Below are 20013 nucleotides of genomic sequence, written 5' to 3'. Positions count from 1 at the left end.
GCCCGCCATCATGGATGCCGAACAAGCCCCGGCTGGCCGTCCACGTCGCGCTGATTTATTATCGGCACCGTATTGCGGAACCGTCGTCGCGGCGCGCCCGGCCCCCATTCGTCAAGCTCGTCACATCATGAGAAAAACAACTTCGCGCGCGTCCCTGCGCGTCGCCGCCCTGGCGCCTGCCCTGCCGCTCACGGGCTGTGCGTCGCGCGGCGCGCCGTCCTACGTGCTGTTCGGCGCCTACTTCCCGCTCTGGCTCGTCAGCGCGCTGGTCGGCGTCATCGGCGCGATCGTCGCGCACCGCGTGTTCGTCGCGACCGGCTGGGCGGCCACGGTGCCCTATCAACTGGCCGTCTGCACCGCGATCGGGCTCGTGATCGCCGTGCTCGTCTGGCTCACCGGCACGGGGCCCTTCGCATGAAACTCGCCGGCATCAGCCAACCCTCGACCAAAGGCCGCGTGATCGCGCTCACGATCGTCGCGCTCGGCATCGCTGCCCTCGCCTACGCGTATCACCGCACGACGGCCTATCCGTCGACCGACGACGCGTCGATCGACGCGGACATCGTGCACGTCGCGTCGCCCGTCGGCGGGCGCATCGTGAAGCTTGCCGTGCACGAAAACCAGCACGTCGCGAAAGGCGACCTGCTGTACGAAATCGATCCGGTGCCATACCGGCTGACGGTCGCGCAGGCGCAGGCCGACGTCGAGCTCGCGCGCGCGTCGCTCGACACGCGCCGCAAGACCCTGATCGGCGAGCGCTCGAACGCGTCGGTCGCCGCCGAGCAGGTGAAGCGCGCGACGCAGAACCACGACCTCGCGACGCGCGACGTGAACCGGCTCGCGCCGCTCGCCGCCCAGGGCTACGTCAGCGCGCAGCAATTCGACCAGGCGAAGGTCCGGCAGCGCGACGCGGCCGTGTCCCTCGCGCAAGCGCAGGAGCAGCAGCGCGCGTCCGCGCAGACGATCGGCGACGACGCCGACGCGATCGCGACGCTGCATGCGCGCGAGGCCGCGCTCGCCCGCGCGCAGCACGCGCTCGACGACACCGTCGTGCGCGCGCCGCACGACGGGCTCGTGACGGGCCTGTCGGTGCTCGTCGGCGAGACCCTCGCGCCGAACCAGTCGATCTTCACGCTGATCGACGCGCGCGAATGGTTCGCGGTCGGCAATTTCCGCGAGACGGCGCTCAAGCACATCGAAGTCGGCGACTGCGCGACCGTCTATTCGATGATCGACCGCGGCCGCGCGATGACGGGCAAGGTCGTCGGCATCGGCGCGGGGATCGCGGACAGCGACCGCATCAACCTGCCGCGCTCACTGCCGATCGTGCAGCGCTCGGTGAACTGGGTGCACGTCGCGCAGCGCTTCCCGGTGCGCGTGAAGCTCGACGAACCCGACGGCAAGCTCGTGCGCGTCGGCGCGAGCGCGATCGTCGAGGTGCGGCATGGCTCAGCCTGCCGCTGACGTCCGGCCGCCCGGCCCGCGCGAACTCCTGCGTCTGCTCGCGCCGTTTCCGGGCCGCGCGTCGATGGCCGTGCGGGTCGCGCTGATCTGCACGCTGACCGTGCTCGTGACGAGCGCGTACGGCACGCCGGAAGCCGCGATCTCCGCTTACGTGGTGTTCTTCCTGAACCGGGCCGACCGCGTGACGAGCGTCGTGCTCGCCACGGCGATGATGCTGGTCATTACGGTCGTGATCGCGCTCGTGCTCGGCGTCGCGATCTTCAGCATCGAGTATTCGGTGCTGCGGGTCGCGTGCATGGCCGTGCTGTCGGTCGGGCTGCTCTACCTGACGTCGGCCAGCAAGCTGCGCCCCGTCGGCGCGATCCTCGCGATGATCGTCGGCTTCGGGCTCGACGAGCTCGGCCTCGTGCCGGGCGGCGAAGCCGCGACGCGCGCGCTGCTCTATACGTGGCTGATGGTCGCGATCCCGGTCGGCATCGCGATCGTCGTCAACCTGCTGATCGCGCCGTCGCCGCGCCGGCTCGCGCTCGCGCAGCTCGCGAAGCGGCTGCGGCTCGCCGCGCAACGGCTGCGCGGCGAAGATGACGGGCGCGATACCGATGACGTGCGGGATGACGTGCGCGCCGCGTTCGACGCGAGCCTGCGCGAAGGCGACAAGCAGCTCCTGACCTGGCTCAAGCTGTCGAAGCTCGAAGGCACGTCGTCCGCCGCCGACGTCGCCGCGCTGCGGCAGGCCGTCGCGTCGAGCACCGCGATCCTCGTCGCGGTCGCGCTGGCGGACCGCGAGCCCGGCGCACGGCTGCCCGACGCGTTCGCCGCGCCGGTCGCCGCGACGCTCGACCAGATGGCCGGCATGCTCGAGCAAGGCGGCTATCCGGTCGACGTGACGCTCGCGCTTCCGCCGGCCGATGCGCTGGCGCCGCTCGCCCGCGTCGTCGCGACGGACCTGCACGCGGCGATCACGCGCTTCGCGGAACCCGGCGCGACGGCCGCCGCGCCGCCCGTCGACGCGAACGCGCCCGCCGCAGGCAACGCCGCCGAACCCGCCGCGCCGCCGCCCGCCGCGCGCGGCGGCTTCTTCCTGCCGGACGCGCGCACCAATCCCGATCACATCCGCTATGCGCTGAAGACGACGGTCGCGGCGATGTTCTGCTACCTGCTCTACTCGCAGCTCGACTGGTCCGGCATCCATACGTGCTTCATCACCTGCTACATGGTGTCGCTCGGCTCGACCGCCGAAACGGTCGAGAAGCTCACGCTGCGGATCGCCGGCTGCATCGTCGGCGCGCTGGCCGGCACCGCGGCGCTGGTGTTCGTGGTGCCGTCGCTGTCGTCGATCGGCCATCTGATGGCGCTCGTGTTCGCCGGCGCGGGGCTCGCCGCATGGGTCGCGTTCGGGTCGCCGCGGATCGCGTATGCGGGTTTCCAGATCGCCTTCGCGTTCTTCCTGTGCGTGATCCAGGGCGCGGGCCCGGGCTTCGACCTGACGCTCGCGCGCGACCGCACGATCGGCATCCTGCTCGGCAACGTCGTCGTGTATCTCGTGTTCACGCGCATCTGGCCGGTCAGCATCGGCAAGCAGGTCGACGCGGCGCTCGCCGCGCTGGTCGACCAGTGGCGGCGGCTCGCGCAGATCGCGCAGCCGGCCGAACGGCGCGCGCAGGCGGCCGAAGCCTTTGCGCGCCACGGCGCGATCGCGCAGGATCTCGGCCTGATCCATTACGAACCGTCGTGGGTGCGGCCCGCGCCCGCGTGGCTCGCCGCGCGGCGGCGCGCGCTCGCGGAACTCGGCGCGCTCGAAGGCCCGCTGTTCCTGCTCGCCGAACGCGCGCCGGGCGATGCGGCGATCGGCGCGCAGCTTGCGCGCGTGGCCGAGCGGCGCGACGCGGAGTCGGGAACGGGCGCCGAGCGTCATGCGCCTGCCGCCGCGCGCACGACCGACGACGCACGACCGCCTGCGCAGGACGCGCGCCACGACGCCCCGACGTCGTCCCGACCGTCCGGCGACCGCGCCGACCCTGCGCGTGACGCCCTGCTGAACCTGATCGACGCGCGGCTCGCACGCATCGCCGACGCCGCCCGTCAAGCCACATCGAAGGAGCTTCACCCCCATGCGCCTACCTGAACCGCCGGCCGCCTCGATCGCCGCGGCCGCCCTCGCGACCGCCGTCGCGCTGGCCGGCTGCGCGACGTCGTCGCTCGATCTGGCGCCAGAGGCGTCCGACCGCCCGTGGCAGCCGCCGACGTCGGCAGCGGGCGAGATCGTGCCGGGCGCGGCGCCCGCCCACGCGCCGCGCGCGCCGCACGACTACACGCTGCCCGCCACGCCCGCGCTCGCAGCCGTGCCGCCGCCCGCCGCGCTCGATGCAGCGCACGCGTATACGCTCCCCGAACTGATCGACCTCGCCGAATCGACGAACCCGTTGACCCGCATCGCGTGGAACGACGCGCGCAACGCGGCGCTCGCGGTCGGCATCGCGAAGACCGCGTATCTACCGCAACTCTCCGCGACCGCGATGGGCGCCTACCAGAGCAGCCACGGCTCGACCACGACGCCGCTCGGCACCGGCTCGAGCGACACGACCGTGCACGGCACGATCTCGGCGCTGTCGCTGCAATGGCTGCTGTTCGACTTCGGCGGCCGGGCCGCGCGCGTCGAAGCGGCCGAACAGGCGTCGATCGTGTCGAACGTCGCGTTCACGGCCGTCCACCAGCAGGTGATCCACGACGTGACCATCGCGTATTACCGGTACGAAGCATCGCGATCGCGCGCGCTCAGCGCGCGGCAAAGCCTCGCCAACGCCGATGCGATCGCCGCGGCCGCCCGCGCGCGGCTCAAGCAGGGCGTCGGCACCGTCGTCGAAGTCGCGCAGGCGACGCAGAACCGTGCGCAGGCCAATCTCGCGCTCGTCGAGGCAAGCGGCGCCGAGAGCGACGGCTACCTGGGCCTCGTCTCCGCGCTCGGCATTTCGCCGCTGTCGAAGCCGACGATCGCGGCGCTGCCGCCGCGGCCGCTGCCGCCGGCGCTGCGCGCGTCGGTCGACTCGATCGTCGCGGACGCGATCGCGCGCCGCCCCGACCTGCAGAGCGCGTATGCGCTCGAAAACGCCAACCGCGCGAAGGTGAAGGCGGCGCAGGCCGAGTTCATGCCGAAGGTGTTCATGTCCGCGTCGACCTCGTACAGCAGCGGCGGCACGGCGATCACCGCGCTGCCGGCGATCGGCCAGCAGGCGCCGACCGTCAACCTGAACGGCAGCCGCTACGGCGGCGGCGTGTTCGTCGGCGTGACGATCCCGCTGTACGACGGCGGCCTGCGCTCGGCGGTGCTGATGCAGGCGCGCAACGACGCCGAGAGCGCGTCGGCGCGGCTGACGCGCACGAAGGAGGACGCGGTCCGGCAGATCGTCGCCGCGCAGAACGCGCTGCAGACGAGCCTCGCGTCGCACGAGGCCGCGACGGCGCTCGTCGCCGCCGCGCAGACGACCTACGATGCCGCGCTGAGCGCGTACCGCAACGGCGTCGGCTCGGTGACCGACGCGACGCTCGCGCAGAGCCAGCTGCTCGCGGCGAAGAATGCGGACGTCGACAGCTACTGCGGCGCGTTGTCGGCCGCCGCCACGCTCGCGCTCGCCACGGGGACGATCGGGTCCGCGCAATGACCGGCACGGGAGACGGCTTGCGCCGCGCCGCCTCCCGCCCGCCCGCCGCCGAACCCGCCGCCGACCGGGTTGACGCGCCCGAGCGCCGCCCACTAGAATGCCGCCCATTCTTCCTTCAGGAACCATCGTGGACAGTTGCAGCACTCCGTTGCGTGCGCTTCTCGCCGCCTGAACGCCTGTCCGCCGCAGTTCTCCTGCCCCGGCTCGCGTTCCCGCGAGCCCGCACGCCGCCCCGTTTCACATTCGATGACGCATTCGCGCGGTACAGTACCGCGCGGCGACCGCCATCGCGCCGCCGCCCGGCCGGGTGTCGACGCGATGCCGGGCTGCATGCGCACCCCGTACGGCAGGACAACTCATGACTTTCGATTTCGCACTTCGTCTTTTCACCGCGTTCGCCTGTGGCGTCGCGATCGGCCTCGAACGCCAGATGCGCCAGCGCACCGCGGGCCTGCGCACGATCACGCTGGTCGCGAGCGGCGCCTGCCTGTTCGTGACGCTCGGCGTGCTGACCGGCAACGGCGTCGCGGGCGTCACGCAGATCGCCGCATACGTCGTGTCGGGCGTCGGCTTCCTCGGCGGCGGCGTGATCATGCGCGACAAGGGCTCGATCCAGGGCATCAACACGGCCGCGACGCTGTGGTGCTCGGCCGCCGTCGGCGTGCTGTCGGGCTCCGGCCATTACGTGCCCGCGCTGGCCGGCACGGGCGTCGTGCTGCTCACCAACACGGTGCTGCGCGGCGTCAGCCAGGCGATCAACGCGACGCCCGTGTCGAACGCCGATCTCGTGCGCGAATACCAGATCACCGTGATCTGCCTCGCGGCGGACGAGGTGCACATCCGCACGCTGCTGTCGAATTCGATGTACGCGAAACCGCTGTCGTTCCAGAGCCTGACGAGCGAGGACGTGCCCGACCAGCCCGACCGGCTGAAGGTCACCGCGACGCTGAAGCTGCATCCGAAGGATCAGCAGAAGCTCGAGCAGATCGCGAGCCGGATGAGCATGGAGAAGAGCATCTCCAGCGTGAGCTGGACCGCGAAGGAAGCGGAACCGCTGATGGAGTGACGCGGGCGCAGCGGCGCGCCCGCGCCGCCCGTCAGGGCGTATCGATCAACCCGGCCGAGATCGCCTTGACGACCGCCTGCACCTTGTTGGTCGCGCCGAGCTTCTCGAGGATGTTGTTGACGTGGAAGTTGACCGTCCGCTCGGAGATGTTGAGGATCTGGCCGATCTCGCAAGCGGTCTTGCCTTCGGCCGTCCAGCACAGCACTTCGCGCTCGCGCGCGGTCAGCACGACGTTCGCCTCCGGCGCCAGCTTCGGCACCATGAAGCCGCTCATCAGCGAATGCGACAGGTTCGCGAGCCAGTTGGTCTGCAGCGTCAGCATGTTGATCTCGGCGGGCGTGAGCCGGTCGGCATGGCGCGCGATGCTCAACAGGCCGAACGCGCCGCGCGCCGCCCAGCTCGACTGCGCGACGCCGACCGCGAGGCCGGATGCGCGCGCGTCCGCCCACAGCGGCGACGCGCCGGCCTTGTCGGCGTCCGGCCAGACGATCAGGTTGGTGCCGAGCGCGCCGTCGCGAACCGTCGAATCGATGTCGATGTAGTTCTGCTCCTGGTAGTGTGCCATCCAGCCGTCCGGATAGGTGTCGAAGATCGCGACGGCCGGCTTCGACACCGGCAGCGGCACCCGAATCCCGTAACAGCAATACTCGAAGCCCAGGCGCTTCGAATACGCGGCGATCCGCTGGAAGAGTTGCTGCTCATCTTCAGCGGCGCTGAATTGATGGTAGGCATCCTGCCAACGTAGTTCCATTCGTTCTCCGACAGGTCACGCTGTCATACTTATCAGGTTTCAGCGTCAGGTGAGGCTGATACATTCCGCGCATGACTTCACCTTTGCTGCAACCCATCCATGGTCCGTCCCCGGACGGTTACGTGCGTCTTTCCGAAAGCGCACTGGCCGAGCTTGCGCTCGATCATGTCGCGAGCGGCCTGGATCCGGCGCTGCTCGCGGAGCTGCAAAACTGCGCGGTCGATGCCCGCCTCGCCGGCTACACCGAGTGGCAACGCCCTGCCCGCGCGGGCGTCGCTTACGTGACGCTCGGCTGGGACTGGTATCTCGAGCGCGCGTCAGGCGCGTTCGTGATCGCCGGCGGCGACGTCCGCAGCAACGTGATGGCCGTCGACGCCACCGGCGCCGACATCGGCATGTTCCGCACCGCCGCCGCGCTCGTGGCCCGCCTCGCCCGCCTCGACTGGCCCGCCGCCGTCGCGGCCGCCGTCTTCGCGCATCACGACGCGCATCATGCCCGGCCGACGCTCCAGTGACAACCCGGCGCATGAATTCATCCGACGATTGACGCCCAGGCGCTCTTTATAAGCAAATCCGCGCCGGTTTTCAATCCCGCCCTTCAAGAAACCGATACCACGTCGCGGTCGGCTTTTTTCGCCCGTCACCCTGTAAGAGTTACCAGTTACCCCCCCTCGGGACGCGCGCTGTAATGCACGCACTCCAAGCAAAGACCCGAGGACACCCATGCAGACCTTCGTTCACGAGGAAGGGCGGCTGCCACACGAACTTGCAGCGGATATCGGCCGCTACCGGCGCCGTGTATTCGTCGAGCAGCTCGGATGGGCGCTCCCGTCTGCGGACGAAATCTACGAGCACGACCAGTTCGACCGCGACGATACCGTCTACGTGTTCGCGCGGAACGGCGACGGCGAGATGTGCGGTTGCGCGCGCCTGCTGCCGACGACGAGCCCCTACCTGCTGGACACCTTGTTCGCCGATCTGCTCGCGGAAGACCTGACGCCGCCGCGGTCGGCCGCGGTGTGGGAGCTGTCGCGCTTTGCCGCGACGGGCGAGGACGGCTCGACGGAAGCCGCCGCATGGGCGGTGCGTCCGATGCTGGCCGCGGTCGTCGAGTGCGCGGCGCAGCTCGGCGCGCGGCAGCTGATCGGCGTGACGTTCGCCAGCATGGAGCGCCTGTTCCGCCGCATCGGCGTGCATGCGCACCGGGCCGGCCCGCCGAAGATGATCGACGGCAGGATGGTGGTCGCCTGCTGGATCGATATCGATCCGCAAACGTTCGCAGCACTTGGAATCGTCCCGGGAAGCGGCGCCCGGCAAGCCATCGCCGCCTGAGCACATCCATTCCGCTCGGGCGCAATCGTATTCGAAGGAGAGTCAACGTGGACCACTCAACGGTCTTTCGCTCGATGATGCCGGAGTTGACGCGCGCCGACGGCGCGCGCATCGCCGTCGCGTACCCGTCGTTTCCCGAGCCGCTGCCGCTCGTGCGGCTCGACCGCCACGGGCTCGTGTTCCGCACCGGGGGCCCTGCGCCGCTCGTCTGCGGACTGCCGCGCGCGGCCACGCTGCTGGCCCGGAACGAGCCGCTCTGCTCGCTGCGCCTCGTGATTCGCGACGTCGCCGCGACCGGCGACGGCCACCATGACCTGACGATGCAGCCGTCGTGCGCCGCCAGCGACGAACTGCTGTGGCACACGCTGCGCGACCGCGAGCCTTACCGGCACATCGGGCACCCGCTCGCGCCCGTCGTCGACACCGCAGCCGCAGCCGGCTCGAAAGACGATCGGCACGGCCCGGCGCCCGCGCCGATCGCCGGCACCGACGGCACCGCGCGCCTGTCGCGCAGCGCGGCGTTCCGCCTGTCGTGCCGCACCGACGCGCTGTTCTTCGCGGACTGGCTCGAGTATCACTTCGACGAGCTTCGCGCGCTCGCGCAACGGCACACGCCGCAACTGCAGCTCAATCAGCTCGAGCGGCAGCTCGCCGACGACGAGGTCGACGTGCGCTTCGTCTACGACATCGACGGGCACGCGACCCGGCACGAACTGAACGACTGCGCGCGCGAAGCCTGCGCGTGGATCGAAACGGAAATGCGCGACAAGTTCGCGCTGCCGATCGCCCACGAACGGCTCGGCAGCCATCGGGCGCGCGGCGTGGACATGCGTGCGCACCGGGCCTCTTGAGTTGCAGGAATACAACAGGCGATCAATTGCCGGTTGCCGGCGCTAGGGTTTTCCCTTAAATTTACGTCTGTCTCCTCCATGTCTCCAAACATGGTTTCGGCCCGCTCAAGCAGCGGGCTTTTTTATTGCCTGCGCGCGGCGCACCGCGTTACTTGCCGGCGAAATCCGCGCTGCCCGGCTCCATGAAGTAAAGCACGGCAAAGACGAGCGCAATCAGTGCCGCCAGTACGAGCAGCAAGCGCATCCATCCCTTTTTCGTCGTCGGCGGACTGACGAGGTCGAGCCCCTCGCCGGAAAGGATCGCAAGCACCACGGCGATCAACGCAGCCAGCGCCACCGTGCCCTTCGCGACGAACCCGAACAGGCTTTCCAGCGCTGCCGCCCATCGAGACTGACGGTATGGCCCTGCGACGGGCCGCCGAAGCTCCGGTTTACGATCGTTCACATTGTTTGCCGGCAACGGGGTTCGTTCGAACGTGCGGCAAGCGCATCATCGGCGCGCACACGAGCCAAACATCCGTCATCGGGTCGGCGCCGAACCTGCGCCGACGGTCATGCGCTCCAGTTGCCGGACGATTTCCGCACGCAGTTGATCCGGCATGCGCTGGCAACCCAGCAGATCCCAGAGCCACAGGCCATCGGCAGCGAGCCTGCAGATCATCAGCGTCGCGGCCTGCTCGAGCGGCACCGGATCGGGGCGGCTCAATTCGCTGATCGGCGCTGACCAGCGTTCGCGCGCGTCGGGTTCACTCACCATCGACGCAACCAGGACGCGCAGCACATCCGTGCTGGCCGCCGGATTCTTCTGGTCGAGCATCGTGCGCATATATGCGCGCGAGGCCGCGCCGGCCGGCTCCGGATCCGCGGCGATCCGTTCCGCCACCTGCCCGGAAAACCGCGCGACCGTTTGCTCGAAGAGCGCGTCGAGCAACCCTTGCTTGTTGGCGAAGTGATATTGCAGCGCGCCCTTCGTCACGCCGGCGCGCTCGGCCACCGCGTCCAGCGTGAGCGCCTGCACGCCATGCCGGGTGGCAAGGTCCGACGCGGCGGCGAGAAGCTGCGAGCGCACCTGCTCCGGCGCCTTCTTGCGCCGCACGCCGGAAGCGGCCGAGGCGGCAGGCGTCGATGCTCGTTCTGCCGCTTGCGCGCGGGCGGCCTTCGCCGCTCCGGTCGGCATGGACGCGTCGCGTGGCGCTGTGTCGGGGTGTTTTTTCATACGCGGATCTTATCATCGCCCCCTCTCCGATAAAACATTCCATCCGGATGGTATTATCCGCGCCATGAAACCGAACCACGCTATCTCCCCGTCCTCGCTCGACGCCGCCATCCTCCGCGGACGCGACGCCCTCTCAGGCCTCCAGCAGCCGGACGGCAGCTGGTGTTTCGAACTGGAATCCGACGCGACGATCACCGCGGAATACATCCTGATGATGCATTTCATGGACAGGATCGATGAGGTTCGCCAGGAAAACATGGCGCGCTACCTGCGCGCGATCCAGCGGGTCGAAACGCACGGCGCATGGGACCTGTACGTCGACGGCGCCCCGGACATCTCATGCAGCGTGAAGGCGTATTTCGCGCTGAAGGCGGCGGGCGATTCCGAGCACGCGCCGCACATGATCCGCGCGCGGGAAGCCATCCTGAAGCTCGGCGGCGCGGCCCGCTCGAACGTGTTCACGCGCATCCTGCTCGCGACGTTCGGTCAGGTGCCGTGGCGCGCGGCGCCGTTCATGCCCATCGAGTTCGTGCTGTTCCCGAAGTGGGTGCCGATCTCGATGTACAAGGTCGCCTACTGGGCGCGCACGACGATGGTGCCGCTGCTCGTGCTGTGTTCGCTCCGGGCGCGCGCGCGCAATCCGCGCAACGTCTCGATCGCCGAACTCTTCGTCACGCCGCCCGACGAGGAGCGCCACTACTTTCCGCCCGCCAAGGGCATGCGCCGGCTCTTTCTGGCGCTGGACCGCACGGTCCGGCATCTCGAGCCGCTGCTGCCGCGCCGCCTGCGGCAACGCGCGATCCGGCACGCCGAAGCGTGGTGCGCGGAGCGGATGAACGGCGAAGACGGGCTCGGCGGCATCTTTCCGCCGATCGTGTACAGCTACCAGATGATGGAAGTGCTCGGCTACCCGGAAGACCATCCGCTGCGGCGCGACTGCGAAGACGCACTCGAGAAGCTGCTGGTCACGCGTGCGGACGGCAGCGTGTATTGCCAGCCCTGCCTCTCTCCGGTGTGGGACACCGCGTGGAGCACGATGGCGCTCGAACAGGCCCGCGGCGTGACGCCAGCGGCGCCGGGCGCGCAGACCTCCGACCGTGACCTCGACGCGCGCATTGCGCGCGCGTACGACTGGCTGGCGACGCGCCAGGTGAACGACCTGGAAGGCGACTGGCGTGAAAACGCGCAGTCCGGCACGCAGCCGGGCGGATGGGCGTTTCAGTACGCGAACCCGTACTACCCCGATATCGACGACAGCGCGGTCGTCACGGCGATGCTCGACCGCCGGGGCCGTGCGCAGGCAAGGACATCGGGCAAGAATCCTTACGCGGAACGCGTCACGCGCGCGCTCGACTGGATGCGCGGGCTGCAATCGCGCAACGGCGGCTTCGGCGCCTTCGATGCCGATTGCGATCGCCTGTATCTCAACGCGATTCCGTTCGCCGATCACGGCGCGCTGCTCGATCCGCCGACCGAGGATGTATCGGGCCGCGTGCTGCTGTGCTTCGGCGTCACGAAGCGCCCCGCAGACCGGGCGGCGGCCGCGCGCGCCGTCGAGTACGTGAAGCGCACCCAGCAGCCCGACGGAAGCTGGTGGGGCCGCTGGGGCACGAACTACCTGTACGGTACGTGGAGCGTGCTGGCCGGCCTCGCGCTCGCCGGCGAGGACAAGTCGCAGCCCTGCATCGCGCGCGCACTCGACTGGTTGAGCGCGCACCAGCATGCGGACGGCGGCTGGGGCGAGACGAACGACAGCTACGCGAACCCGCAGCTCCGCGCGACCAACTACGGCGAGAGCACGTCGAACTGCACCGCGTGGGCGCTGCTCGCGCAGATGGCGTTCGGCGACTGGCAGTCCGATTCCGTGCGCCGCGGCATCGCCTATCTGCTGTCGGTCCAGCAGGACGACGGCTTCTGGTGGCATCGCTCGCACAACGCGCCGGGATTTCCGCGCATCTTCTACCTCAAGTACCACGGCTACACCGCGTACTTTCCGCTGTGGGCGCTCGCGCGCTATCGGCGCCTCGCCGGTGCGCAGGCCGCGCCATCCGCGCCGGGTCCCGGTGCGGCCGCAACGATCGCCGATCCGGCTGTCGCGTAACCGCGCGGCCCGTTCGGCACGCGCGGCATCCGGCGAATGCCGCGCGTGCTGCGCGCCGGCCGGCGGCCTATCATTGCAGCTTCGCCGACCGCGTCATCCCCCGCTCATGCAAGCCCATCTGCGCATTGCCCGCCCCGTCAGCCATCTCGCCGCAACCGAGCGCATGTATCGCGATGCGTTCGGGCTCACGGTACTCGCCAGGTTTCAGGACCACGACGGCTTCGACGGCGTGATGCTCGGGCGCGAAGGCATGGACTACCACTTCGAGTTCACGCACTGCCGAACGCATCCCGTCGCACCGGCCCCGACGCCGGAAGACCTGATCGTCTTCTATCTGCCTGACAGCGAAATCTGGAAGGCCGCATGCGCCCGCGCGACGGCGCACGGGTTCGTCCGCGTGAAAGCGTTCAATCCGTATTGGGAAGTGTCCGGCCAGACGTTCGAAGACCTCGACGGATACCGGATCGTCCTGCAAAACGCCGCGTGGCCTCGATGAGCCGACGCATCGATACGCAGATCCGTCAGCGGGAAGCCGCACGCGGCCGCGCGACGTACACGACATGCCGGCGCAACGGATGCCCGTCCGCAAGCGCCGGATGATCGAAATCCAGCATGGGCTGCCGCTGCATGCCGATACGCTGCATCAGGCGTTGCGATCGAAGATTGGCATCCGCGGTCCACGCGAAGATATCCGCCAGCCCGATCCGCTGAAACCCGTCGGCCAGTACGCACGACGCCGCTTCGCTCATGTACCCGTGCCCCCACGCGGCACGCGCTTGCCGCCATGCGATCTCCACGCAAGGCGCCGGCGGATGACCGTCCCGCTTCTCGTGATGCAGCCCGCAAAGGCCGATCAACATGCGGTCGACCTTGCGCTCGACCGCCCACAGGCCAAAACCGTGCACGTCGAAATGCGCGTCGAACCGATCGATGTCGGCGCGCGCGTCGGCTACCGTCATGGGGCCGCGCGCAAGCCACGCCGTCACCTCGGCATCGGCATGCATCGACGCGAATGCCTCGGCATCACCCGGCCGCCACCGGCGCAGCGTCAGGCGCTCCGTCGCAATCTCCAGTGAAGCGCTCATTCGTTGCCCGGATTATTTCGTCGACAGCACTGCCGCCGCAAAACGTTGCGCACGCGACCATCTCACCGCGCATCACCATCGGCACGACGCATGAAAAAAGCCGGACGAACCGGCTTCGATTGCGTACCGCGGCGATCCGAAACTCCGCATCGAAATGCAGGCCACGGCGACGCGCCGATGCGCGTCACTCGTTTTCCTCGAAGTAATGGCCAAACTTGGCCTGCTTGGTGCGGATATAACGCTCGTTTTCCTCGCGCACCGGCACTGCCAGCGCGACTCGCTCGCACACGGGGATGCCGTGTTTCACGAGCGTGTCGAATTTCTTCGGATTGTTGCTCATCAGGCGCACCGACGTCACGCCGAGGATGCGCAGGATCGCGGCGGCGGAATCGTATTCGCGCGCGTCGTCGGGCAGGCCGAGGTCGAGATTCGCCTCGACGGTATCCCGCCCCTGCTCCTGCAGCGCATACGCGCGGATCTTGTTGCTCAGGCCGATGCCGCGCCCTTCGTGGCCGCGCAGGTACAGCAGCACGCCGCGGTCTTCCGCGGCGATATAGCGCAACGCGAGATCGAGCTGCTCGCCGCAGTCGCAGCGATACGAGCCGAACACGTCGCCGGTCAGGCATTCGGAATGCAGCCGCGTCAGCACGGACTGCTCGCCGGCAACGTCGCCCATGACGAGCGCAAGGTGTTCGGCGTCGCTACCCGAGACGCGGAAGGCATACGACGTGAACGTGCCGTAGCGCGTGGGCAGCGACGCGGTTGCGACGAGCGTCACGCACTCGTCGGCCCGGCCATTGCCCTGCGTGGGCGGTTGGGGACGCGAAGACATCATGAAATCAATCGAACGATCAGGAATATAGGAATTTTCTGGATGGCACGTGACGGCAGTTTACCGCTAATCTGCAATCTGTCACGCGCCGCTGCCGCGCACCCGTCTATACTGGACCAATCGGGTGCCGCGCATCACGCCCAGCCTTCCCTGCATTGTCTCGCACACGGAGAAAGCGTATGAGCACGACTGTCGCGCAGATTCTCAAGGCCAAGCCGGAATCCGGCCGCACCATCTACACCGTCAGGAAAACCGACCTCGTCTACGACGCCATCAAGCTGATGGCCGAGAAAGGCATCGGCGCGCTGCTGGTCATGGATGGCGACGACATATCCGGCATCGTCACCGAGCGCGACTACGCGCGCAAGATCGTGCTGCAGGACCGTTCGTCGAAAGCCACGCGCGTCGAGGAGATCATGACCGCGAAGGTCCGCTACGTCGAACCCTCGCAATCCAGCGACGAATGCATGGCGCTGATGACCGAGCACCGGATGCGCCACCTGCCTGTCCTCGACGACGGCAAGCTGATCGGCCTCATCTCGATCGGCGACCTCGTCAAGAGCGTGATTGCCGACCAGCAGTTCACGATCAGCCAGCTCGAACACTACATTCACGGAACCCCGGCCGTCACGTCCGTCTGACGGCGCTCCCGGCAAAAAAGGCCCAAACGCGCGAGCGTCTGGGCGAGAAAGCCGCCGAAATGCGGCGACGGAGGTTCTGCTCCTGCTTGCGGGCGACGCGCGTGTCAGGCGCGCGTCGCTCGGCGGTGTTGGATGCGTGCGGGCAGACCCGGGATAGTCGGTTCAGTCGCCGAAATAGACCGAATTCACAGGATTCGGCGCTTCCCGCATCGGGCGGCCCGACTGCGCCGCGCCGGTCGCCACGGCGCCGTAGCCGCTCGTATCGGCGTGTGCGAGCATCGGCTGGCTCGGCTGGATCCGCTGCTCGGCGGCCTGGATGTCGGCCGGATACTGCGAATCGGAAGCCAGGGGCTTATAGCCGTTCTGTTCGAGCTGAACGAGTTCCGCCTTGACCTGGTCGCGGGTCAAGCCCTGCTCCGACTGCGCGAACGACGCGATCGGGGTGGCAAGGACGGAAGCGGCAATCGCTGCGTAGATGATCGACTTCATGATGACTTACCTCCGAGGATGTTCTGTTTTTCACGTCGCTTCCGGCAGGGTTGTCTGAAGCGATTGAGTTCAGTCTAGTCGCCGAACGACCAAGGGGAAACCCTTAGTTTGAACATACTGCGTTGCGTTTTTGGAAAAAATCAGACGCTTCTCGGGGGCCATCGCCCGCTCACTTACGCCAATTCGACAACAATCCCTGACAAATCGCTGACACTTCGATCACCGGCTTTCCGGGGTGTTGTACAATCGTAAGGTCTTATACGACTGACGAATTCTCACCCACCATGCGCGCACGCCTGCTTCCCGCTGTTTCGCCGTCCTATCCGGGCGGCCTGCGCGCGTTCGCCGGCAATCCGGCGCATCCCCTCGCTCGACGCGCGGCCCAGGCTCCGCTCGCCCCTGCCCGGCGCTTGATCTGACCAGCCAGTCTCCACCCGGAGCCAAGTCAGACAGGCTCCGGGCGATCCACGTAGGCAAGCCCCGCCTGCCCCTGCCGATCATTTGGAGAACTGCCATGAAACAACGCCTTTATCAGCTGACCGAACTCGACGTCGCTCGCCTCGAGAAACATGCCGAACACAACCCGCGCTTCCAGGCGATGCTTGACGCATTGCTCGAACGCGCCGATATCGTCCAGCCCGACGCCATCAAGGCGAACGTCGTCACGATGAACTCGCAGATCACGCTGCTCGACGAGACGAACCACGAGAAGACGACCTGGACGATCGTCTATCCGGAGCACGCCAATCTCGAGCAAGGACGCCTGAACGTCTTTTCGCCGGTCGGCATGGCGCTGCTGGGCACGCAGCGCGGCCAGCTGGTGAAGGTGATGCAGCCGAGCGGCACGGAAAAGCTGATGAAGGTCGCGGAAATCGTGTTCCAGCCGGAGGCCAACGGCGAATACACGCGTTGACACGACCCTGTGAGCGGAAGGCGGCGGCCGCGCCGTCTGCCGAAAATGGAAAAAGCGAGGCTTCCTGACTGGATGCCTCGCTTTTTTCTGTCCGGGTCAACGGACGAAAAAAAAGGCGCCCGAAGGCGCCTTTTTCAGAGCTGGTTACCCAGCTGTCACGCTTAGAAGCGGTGACGCAGACCAACCGTTGCTGCGGTTTGGTTGATCGACGAGCTTGCTGCGTTGCCAGTGTTGTCGCCGTCGTAGATCGACGCGCCGACCTTGTTACCCTTCGCGCCGCGCTGGTACACAGCTTGTGCGTACACGTCCGTGCGCTTCGACAGTGCGTAGTCAGCCTGCACGCCGAACTGGTTCCAGTGCGAGTTGCCACCTTCAACCTTCGTGTTCGTGTACGTGTAAGCTGCGCCCAGGCCGAGAGCCGGCGTCAGGTTGTACTTTGCGCTGACTTCGTAGTTATCGGTGCGTTGCGTCGGAGCAGCGCTAGCCTGGTTGTCAATGCGCGACTGCGTCCATGCAGCACCGACTTGTGCCGGGCCGAATGCGTAGCCAGCCGCCACACCGTACGTACGGTTACGGCCTTGGAGCAGGTTGGTCGTCGCGCCCGACGTGTTGTCGCCGACGTTCGCTTGCGAGTACGCTGCACCCAGCTTCAGGCCTTGGAACTGGTACGCTGCACCGGCGCTGTACGCACGGTTGTTGCCGAAGTTCGTGTTGTTCGAGAACGAGTACGTGCCGCCGAACTGCAGGCCAGCGTAGTTCGCGCTCGTGAACTTGACCGTGTTGTTCAGCGCGACGTCACCGTTCGTGCTCAGGCGGTCATTGTTGGCGCGGTGCGCGAAGTACGTGCCGCCCCAGGTGCCCGTTGCCGTCAGCGGCGCCAGGTAGTCTTGAACTGCGTCATACTGCTTGCCCAGCGTGACCGTGCCGTACTGGCTCGACAGGCCGACGAACGCTTGGCGGTTGAACATGCCGTTGTTGTTCGAGAACTTGCCGTTGCCGATGTTGAAGCCGCTTTCCAACGTGAAGATTGCCTTCAGGCCGCCACCGAGGTCTTCCGAACCACGCAGGCCGAAGCGGCTTTGGTCAACGCCGCTGCCCATCGAGAACAGCGACTTGCCGCCGTTTGCGGTTGCGACGTTGCTCTTGTAGGTGATGCCTGCGTCCAGCACGCCGTACAGCGTGACGCTGCTTTGCGCGTGAGCGACGGTTGCGAACGATGCTGCAGCTGCTGCAACGATCAGAGTCTTGTTCATTCGTGGAGCTCCCTTCTATAAAAAGAGGCAGGTCTCGCGACCTTGTTCATAAACGGTCTGCAACCGCCCGGAAACGCCATCGGTCCTGCTGGCTGCGTCCGGATAGTTGCCCGTTTGGGAACCGTGAGTTTAGGGGTGTACCCTAGGGGAGCGATTCGCAAATAAAGAAATAAGCTTTTCCATAAATAGAAATAATGAAAACAGGGCCGCGTTATAAGTATTTGTTTTGACGATTCTTTTTGGCGTCTTGACGGGGGATTTTTGGTTGCATTCATCCCAACATTCGTCCGTGTCACCGTCTTGACGGTTGCATAGAAACAACAAGCGGAATCGTACAAATGACACAAATTCGGCAATTTTTACCTGATTCAATCTCAAATATTGAGCTTCCGGCGTCCGGAACCGGCGCACGGACGGCAAACTTCCGACGAATAGCCGCAACGCCGGTGATTCCACCTGTGCACGAACCGCGGCGTCATCCAGGTGATCGCGGCGGCCGTGACATGCCGTAACAGCCTTGACCGGGCGCGTAACCCGAGCGTTGCGCAGGCAGGCTAAGGTACGACGAACCCGACAGCAGAACAGGACACGTGATGAATCGACGCTCGTTGTTGCGCGCCATCGGACTGACCGCCGCCTTTGCCGGCAGCGCCGCATGGCTTCGCCTCGCCTCCGCCCAGCCCGCTCCGCCCGTCTACCGGCCGTCCGGCCCCCACCGCGTGCCCGGCGGCCCGCCCTACGACGACCGCCCGGGCGTCGCGCCGCCGCCGTTGCGCCATGACCGTCGCCCGCCGCCGCCACGGCCGCACGGCTATCTCTGGACAGACGGCTACTGGCGCTGGCAAGGCGGGCAATATAGATGGATACCCGGCCGCTGGATCGCACGACGCCCCGGTCATCGCTGGATTCCCGGCTACTGGCGGCGGCAGGGGCCGACATGGGTGTACGTCGACGGCTATTGGCGCTAGCCGGAAGCCGCAAGTTCAAGTCGCCTTGCCCGCTGGCACACCGCAGGCAAGAACCGCGAAACAGCAACGTCGATCGGGCCGGCGCGGCATGCTGAACGTCACTCCCCCCGGAATCGCCGCTCACGCACGTCGCCGTCTCGCTAACGCGCGTGGCGGCGGCGTGCGTCGCAGATCGCGCGATGGTTCTCGTCCGCCCACTGGATCAGCGTGCGCATGGGCACGAGAAACGACCGACCAAGCGCGGTCAGCTCGTACTCGACGCGCGGCGGCACCTCGGCGAACAGCGTGCGGCTGACGAAGCCGTCCTGCTCCAGCCGCTTGAGCGTGCGCGACAGCATCTGCCTGGAAATGTCGCCGATCGCACGGCCGAGCTCATTGAAACGCAAGGTTCCGTCGGCGAGCGCCTCGAGCACGAGCAGGCTCCACTGGTCGCCGATCCGGTCGAGCACGTCGCGGATCGGGCACGGCTGGTCGAACGCGACCGGATCGTCGGCGGAGGAAGTCGGCAATGCCTGATTGTCTTTCACTGGAATGAATGCGGTCAGCGCGGTGTGACCTGTTCACGCCGCGCTGACTTCTTGTGACGGTTGTGCGGCCACTGTACCATTCCGGCGACTCGAATCCGGCCGGTTTCGCCTGCTCTACGAAGCATGTCGACAACGCCCGGAGGCGCATCTCACGCCGCATCCGAACCGCTGCAGGCAATGACGCCAACGACTTCATCAGGAGACCTTGGCGTCGTGGTCGACGGCAGCCCTCGCAGACAAACAAGGAACACCCTCATGGCCTCGTCCCGCTCGCCCCTTCGCTCCCTCGCCATCGCCATCGGCCTGCTGGCCGGCACCACGGCTGCGCTGGCCAATCCGCCGGCATTGCGCAACCCGGCGGCCGAGGAAGCGAACCGCCAGCTCGTGCTGACGTTCTACGACCGCTTCTTCAACCAGCACGACATCGCAGCAGCGGCGACCGTCGTCGCGGACGGCTACAAGCAGCACAATCCGTACGTGCCGGACGGCAAGCAGCCGTTCGTCTCGTATTTCACCGGCGCCTTCAAGGACAGTCCGCAATCGCGCGCACGGATCGTGCGCAGCGCGGCCGACGGCGATCTCGTCTATCTGCACGTCCACTCGACCGAGCACCCGGGCGATCGCGGACAAGCGGTCATCGACATTTTCCGCGTGACGGACGGCAAGATCGTCGAGCACTGGGACGTGATCCAGCCGGTGCCGGAAACATCCGCGAACGCGAACACGATGTTCTGACCGTCAGCGGATCAGGTCGAGCTTCAGCACCTGTTGCGTCGTCAGGACATCGCCGAAGGTATCGTCGAGCGCGGCCAGCGTCGCGCGATGCAGTACGTCGTGCGACACCACGTTGCCCGGCCCCCCCGTC

General features: G+C 67.3%; 22 protein-coding genes and 1 pseudogene. 14 read left to right on the top strand and 9 right to left on the bottom strand.

Features of this window, described 5'->3' with window-relative positions; all coding sequences use genetic code 11:
- Positions 1-127: 127 nt before the first annotated feature.
- The 5 genes from HWX31_RS03470 to HWX31_RS03450 all read left to right on the top strand — a co-directional run bounded on the left by HWX31_RS03470 (position 128) and on the right by HWX31_RS03450 (position 6189).
- On the top strand, positions 128-418 hold the full coding sequence (locus HWX31_RS03470; RefSeq protein ID WP_059637498.1) for a hypothetical protein: 291 nt from the start codon (positions 128-130) through the stop codon (positions 416-418).
- The gene (gene mdtN / locus HWX31_RS03465; RefSeq protein WP_174965111.1) at positions 415-1464 is read left to right on the top strand and encodes a multidrug transporter subunit MdtN; all 1050 of its coding nucleotides are present in this window, start codon (positions 415-417) and stop codon (positions 1462-1464) included. Before HWX31_RS03470 ends, mdtN begins: the two co-directional genes overlap by 4 nt.
- On the top strand, positions 1445-3589 hold the full coding sequence (locus HWX31_RS03460) for an FUSC family protein (RefSeq protein WP_174965112.1): 2145 nt from the start codon (positions 1445-1447) through the stop codon (positions 3587-3589). The genes mdtN and HWX31_RS03460 overlap by 20 nt, the downstream gene beginning before the upstream one ends.
- A complete protein-coding gene (locus tag HWX31_RS03455; protein WP_175933868.1) occupies positions 3576-5123 on the top strand; it encodes a TolC family protein in 1548 nt (515 codons plus the stop codon). Before HWX31_RS03460 ends, HWX31_RS03455 begins: the two co-directional genes overlap by 14 nt.
- Before the next feature lie 358 nt (positions 5124-5481).
- Positions 5482-6189, top strand: a complete 708-nt coding sequence (locus tag HWX31_RS03450) for an MgtC/SapB family protein (protein WP_010089673.1) — start codon at positions 5482-5484, stop codon at positions 6187-6189.
- 31 nt (positions 6190-6220) lie between these two features.
- On the opposite strand, the gene HWX31_RS03445 is transcribed toward HWX31_RS03450, so the two are convergent.
- Positions 6221-6940 carry an autoinducer binding domain-containing protein gene (locus tag HWX31_RS03445; RefSeq protein WP_174962391.1) on the bottom strand — a complete coding sequence of 240 codons (720 nt, stop codon included), beginning with the start codon at positions 6938-6940 and terminating at the stop codon, positions 6221-6223.
- Between the two features lie 71 nt (positions 6941-7011).
- On the opposite strand from HWX31_RS03445, the gene HWX31_RS03440 reads away from it, so the two are divergent.
- The 3 genes from HWX31_RS03440 (at position 7012) to HWX31_RS03430 (ending at position 9123) form a co-directional block, all read left to right on the top strand.
- Positions 7012-7455: a DUF4902 domain-containing protein gene (locus HWX31_RS03440; protein WP_029226193.1), complete on the top strand. Its 444-nt coding sequence runs from the start codon at positions 7012-7014 to the stop codon at positions 7453-7455.
- A gap of 208 nt (positions 7456-7663) precedes the next feature.
- Entirely contained in the window at positions 7664-8272 is a 609-nt protein-coding gene (locus tag HWX31_RS03435; protein ID WP_174962389.1) for an acyl-homoserine-lactone synthase, read from the top strand.
- 47 nt (positions 8273-8319) lie between these two features.
- Complete coding sequence (locus HWX31_RS03430; protein ID WP_174962387.1) at positions 8320-9123, top strand: hypothetical protein; 804 nt, start codon at positions 8320-8322, stop codon at positions 9121-9123.
- A 148-nt stretch (positions 9124-9271) separates the two neighbouring features.
- Here HWX31_RS03430 and HWX31_RS03425 read toward each other — a convergent pair whose 3' ends face one another.
- Positions 9272-9568, bottom strand: a complete 297-nt coding sequence (locus HWX31_RS03425) for a hypothetical protein (protein WP_174962385.1) — start codon at positions 9566-9568, stop codon at positions 9272-9274.
- A gap of 75 nt (positions 9569-9643) precedes the next feature.
- Entirely contained in the window at positions 9644-10339 is a 696-nt protein-coding gene (locus HWX31_RS03420) for a TetR/AcrR family transcriptional regulator (protein WP_174962383.1), read from the bottom strand.
- A gap of 64 nt (positions 10340-10403) precedes the next feature.
- On the opposite strand from HWX31_RS03420, the gene shc reads away from it, so the two are divergent.
- Both shc and HWX31_RS03410 read left to right on the top strand, forming a co-directional pair.
- The gene (gene shc / locus HWX31_RS03415; RefSeq protein WP_174962381.1) at positions 10404-12440 is read left to right on the top strand and encodes a squalene--hopene cyclase; all 2037 of its coding nucleotides are present in this window, start codon (positions 10404-10406) and stop codon (positions 12438-12440) included.
- Between the two features lie 106 nt (positions 12441-12546).
- Entirely contained in the window at positions 12547-12936 is a 390-nt protein-coding gene (locus tag HWX31_RS03410) for a VOC family protein (RefSeq protein ID WP_174962379.1), read from the top strand.
- A 25-nt stretch (positions 12937-12961) separates the two neighbouring features.
- Here the strand turns inward: HWX31_RS03410 and HWX31_RS03405 are convergent, their stop codons facing one another.
- Together HWX31_RS03405 and ribA are read right to left on the bottom strand one after the other, a co-directional pair.
- On the bottom strand, positions 12962-13444 hold the full coding sequence (locus HWX31_RS03405; protein WP_244143649.1) for a GNAT family N-acetyltransferase: 483 nt from the start codon (positions 13442-13444) through the stop codon (positions 12962-12964).
- A gap of 265 nt (positions 13445-13709) precedes the next feature.
- A complete protein-coding gene (gene ribA, locus HWX31_RS03400) occupies positions 13710-14360 on the bottom strand; it encodes a GTP cyclohydrolase II (protein WP_059926616.1) in 651 nt (216 codons plus the stop codon).
- Between the two features lie 176 nt (positions 14361-14536).
- On the opposite strand from ribA, the gene HWX31_RS03395 reads away from it, so the two are divergent.
- Positions 14537-14998, top strand: a complete 462-nt coding sequence (locus tag HWX31_RS03395; protein WP_059612594.1) for a CBS domain-containing protein — start codon at positions 14537-14539, stop codon at positions 14996-14998.
- 162 nt (positions 14999-15160) lie between these two features.
- Here HWX31_RS03395 and HWX31_RS03390 read toward each other — a convergent pair whose 3' ends face one another.
- On the bottom strand, positions 15161-15487 hold the full coding sequence (locus HWX31_RS03390; RefSeq protein WP_174962375.1) for a DUF4148 domain-containing protein: 327 nt from the start codon (positions 15485-15487) through the stop codon (positions 15161-15163).
- Positions 15488-16001: 514 nt separating this feature from the next.
- On the opposite strand from HWX31_RS03390, the gene HWX31_RS03385 reads away from it, so the two are divergent.
- Positions 16002-16400: a GreA/GreB family elongation factor gene (locus tag HWX31_RS03385; RefSeq protein ID WP_174962373.1), complete on the top strand. Its 399-nt coding sequence runs from the start codon at positions 16002-16004 to the stop codon at positions 16398-16400.
- 161 nt (positions 16401-16561) lie between these two features.
- On the opposite strand, the gene HWX31_RS03380 is transcribed toward HWX31_RS03385, so the two are convergent.
- Positions 16562-17653 (bottom strand): porin, encoded by a 1092-nt coding sequence (locus HWX31_RS03380; protein ID WP_174962371.1) that lies wholly within the window; start codon positions 17651-17653, stop codon positions 16562-16564.
- A gap of 593 nt (positions 17654-18246) precedes the next feature.
- On the opposite strand from HWX31_RS03380, the gene HWX31_RS03375 reads away from it, so the two are divergent.
- Complete coding sequence (locus HWX31_RS03375) at positions 18247-18621, top strand: YXWGXW repeat-containing protein (protein WP_174962369.1); 375 nt, start codon at positions 18247-18249, stop codon at positions 18619-18621.
- 140 nt (positions 18622-18761) lie between these two features.
- Here HWX31_RS03375 and HWX31_RS03370 read toward each other — a convergent pair whose 3' ends face one another.
- Positions 18762-19130 carry a winged helix-turn-helix transcriptional regulator gene (locus HWX31_RS03370; RefSeq protein WP_174962367.1) on the bottom strand — a complete coding sequence of 123 codons (369 nt, stop codon included), beginning with the start codon at positions 19128-19130 and terminating at the stop codon, positions 18762-18764.
- Between the two features lie 273 nt (positions 19131-19403).
- Between HWX31_RS03370 and HWX31_RS03365 the strand changes: the two genes are divergently transcribed.
- The gene (locus HWX31_RS03365) at positions 19404-19883 is read left to right on the top strand and encodes a nuclear transport factor 2 family protein (protein WP_174962365.1); all 480 of its coding nucleotides are present in this window, start codon (positions 19404-19406) and stop codon (positions 19881-19883) included.
- 3 nt (positions 19884-19886) lie between these two features.
- Here HWX31_RS03365 and HWX31_RS03360 read toward each other — a convergent pair.
- A pseudogene (locus HWX31_RS03360) lies at positions 19887-20000 on the bottom strand (cysteine hydrolase); the annotation flags it as partial.
- Positions 20001-20013: the final 13 nt, after the last annotated feature.

The sequence above is a fragment of the Burkholderia ubonensis genome (assembly GCF_902833085.1).
GTDB lineage: Bacteria > Pseudomonadota > Gammaproteobacteria > Burkholderiales > Burkholderiaceae > Burkholderia > Burkholderia ubonensis.
This window is presented reverse-complemented; position numbering and strand designations above follow the sequence as displayed.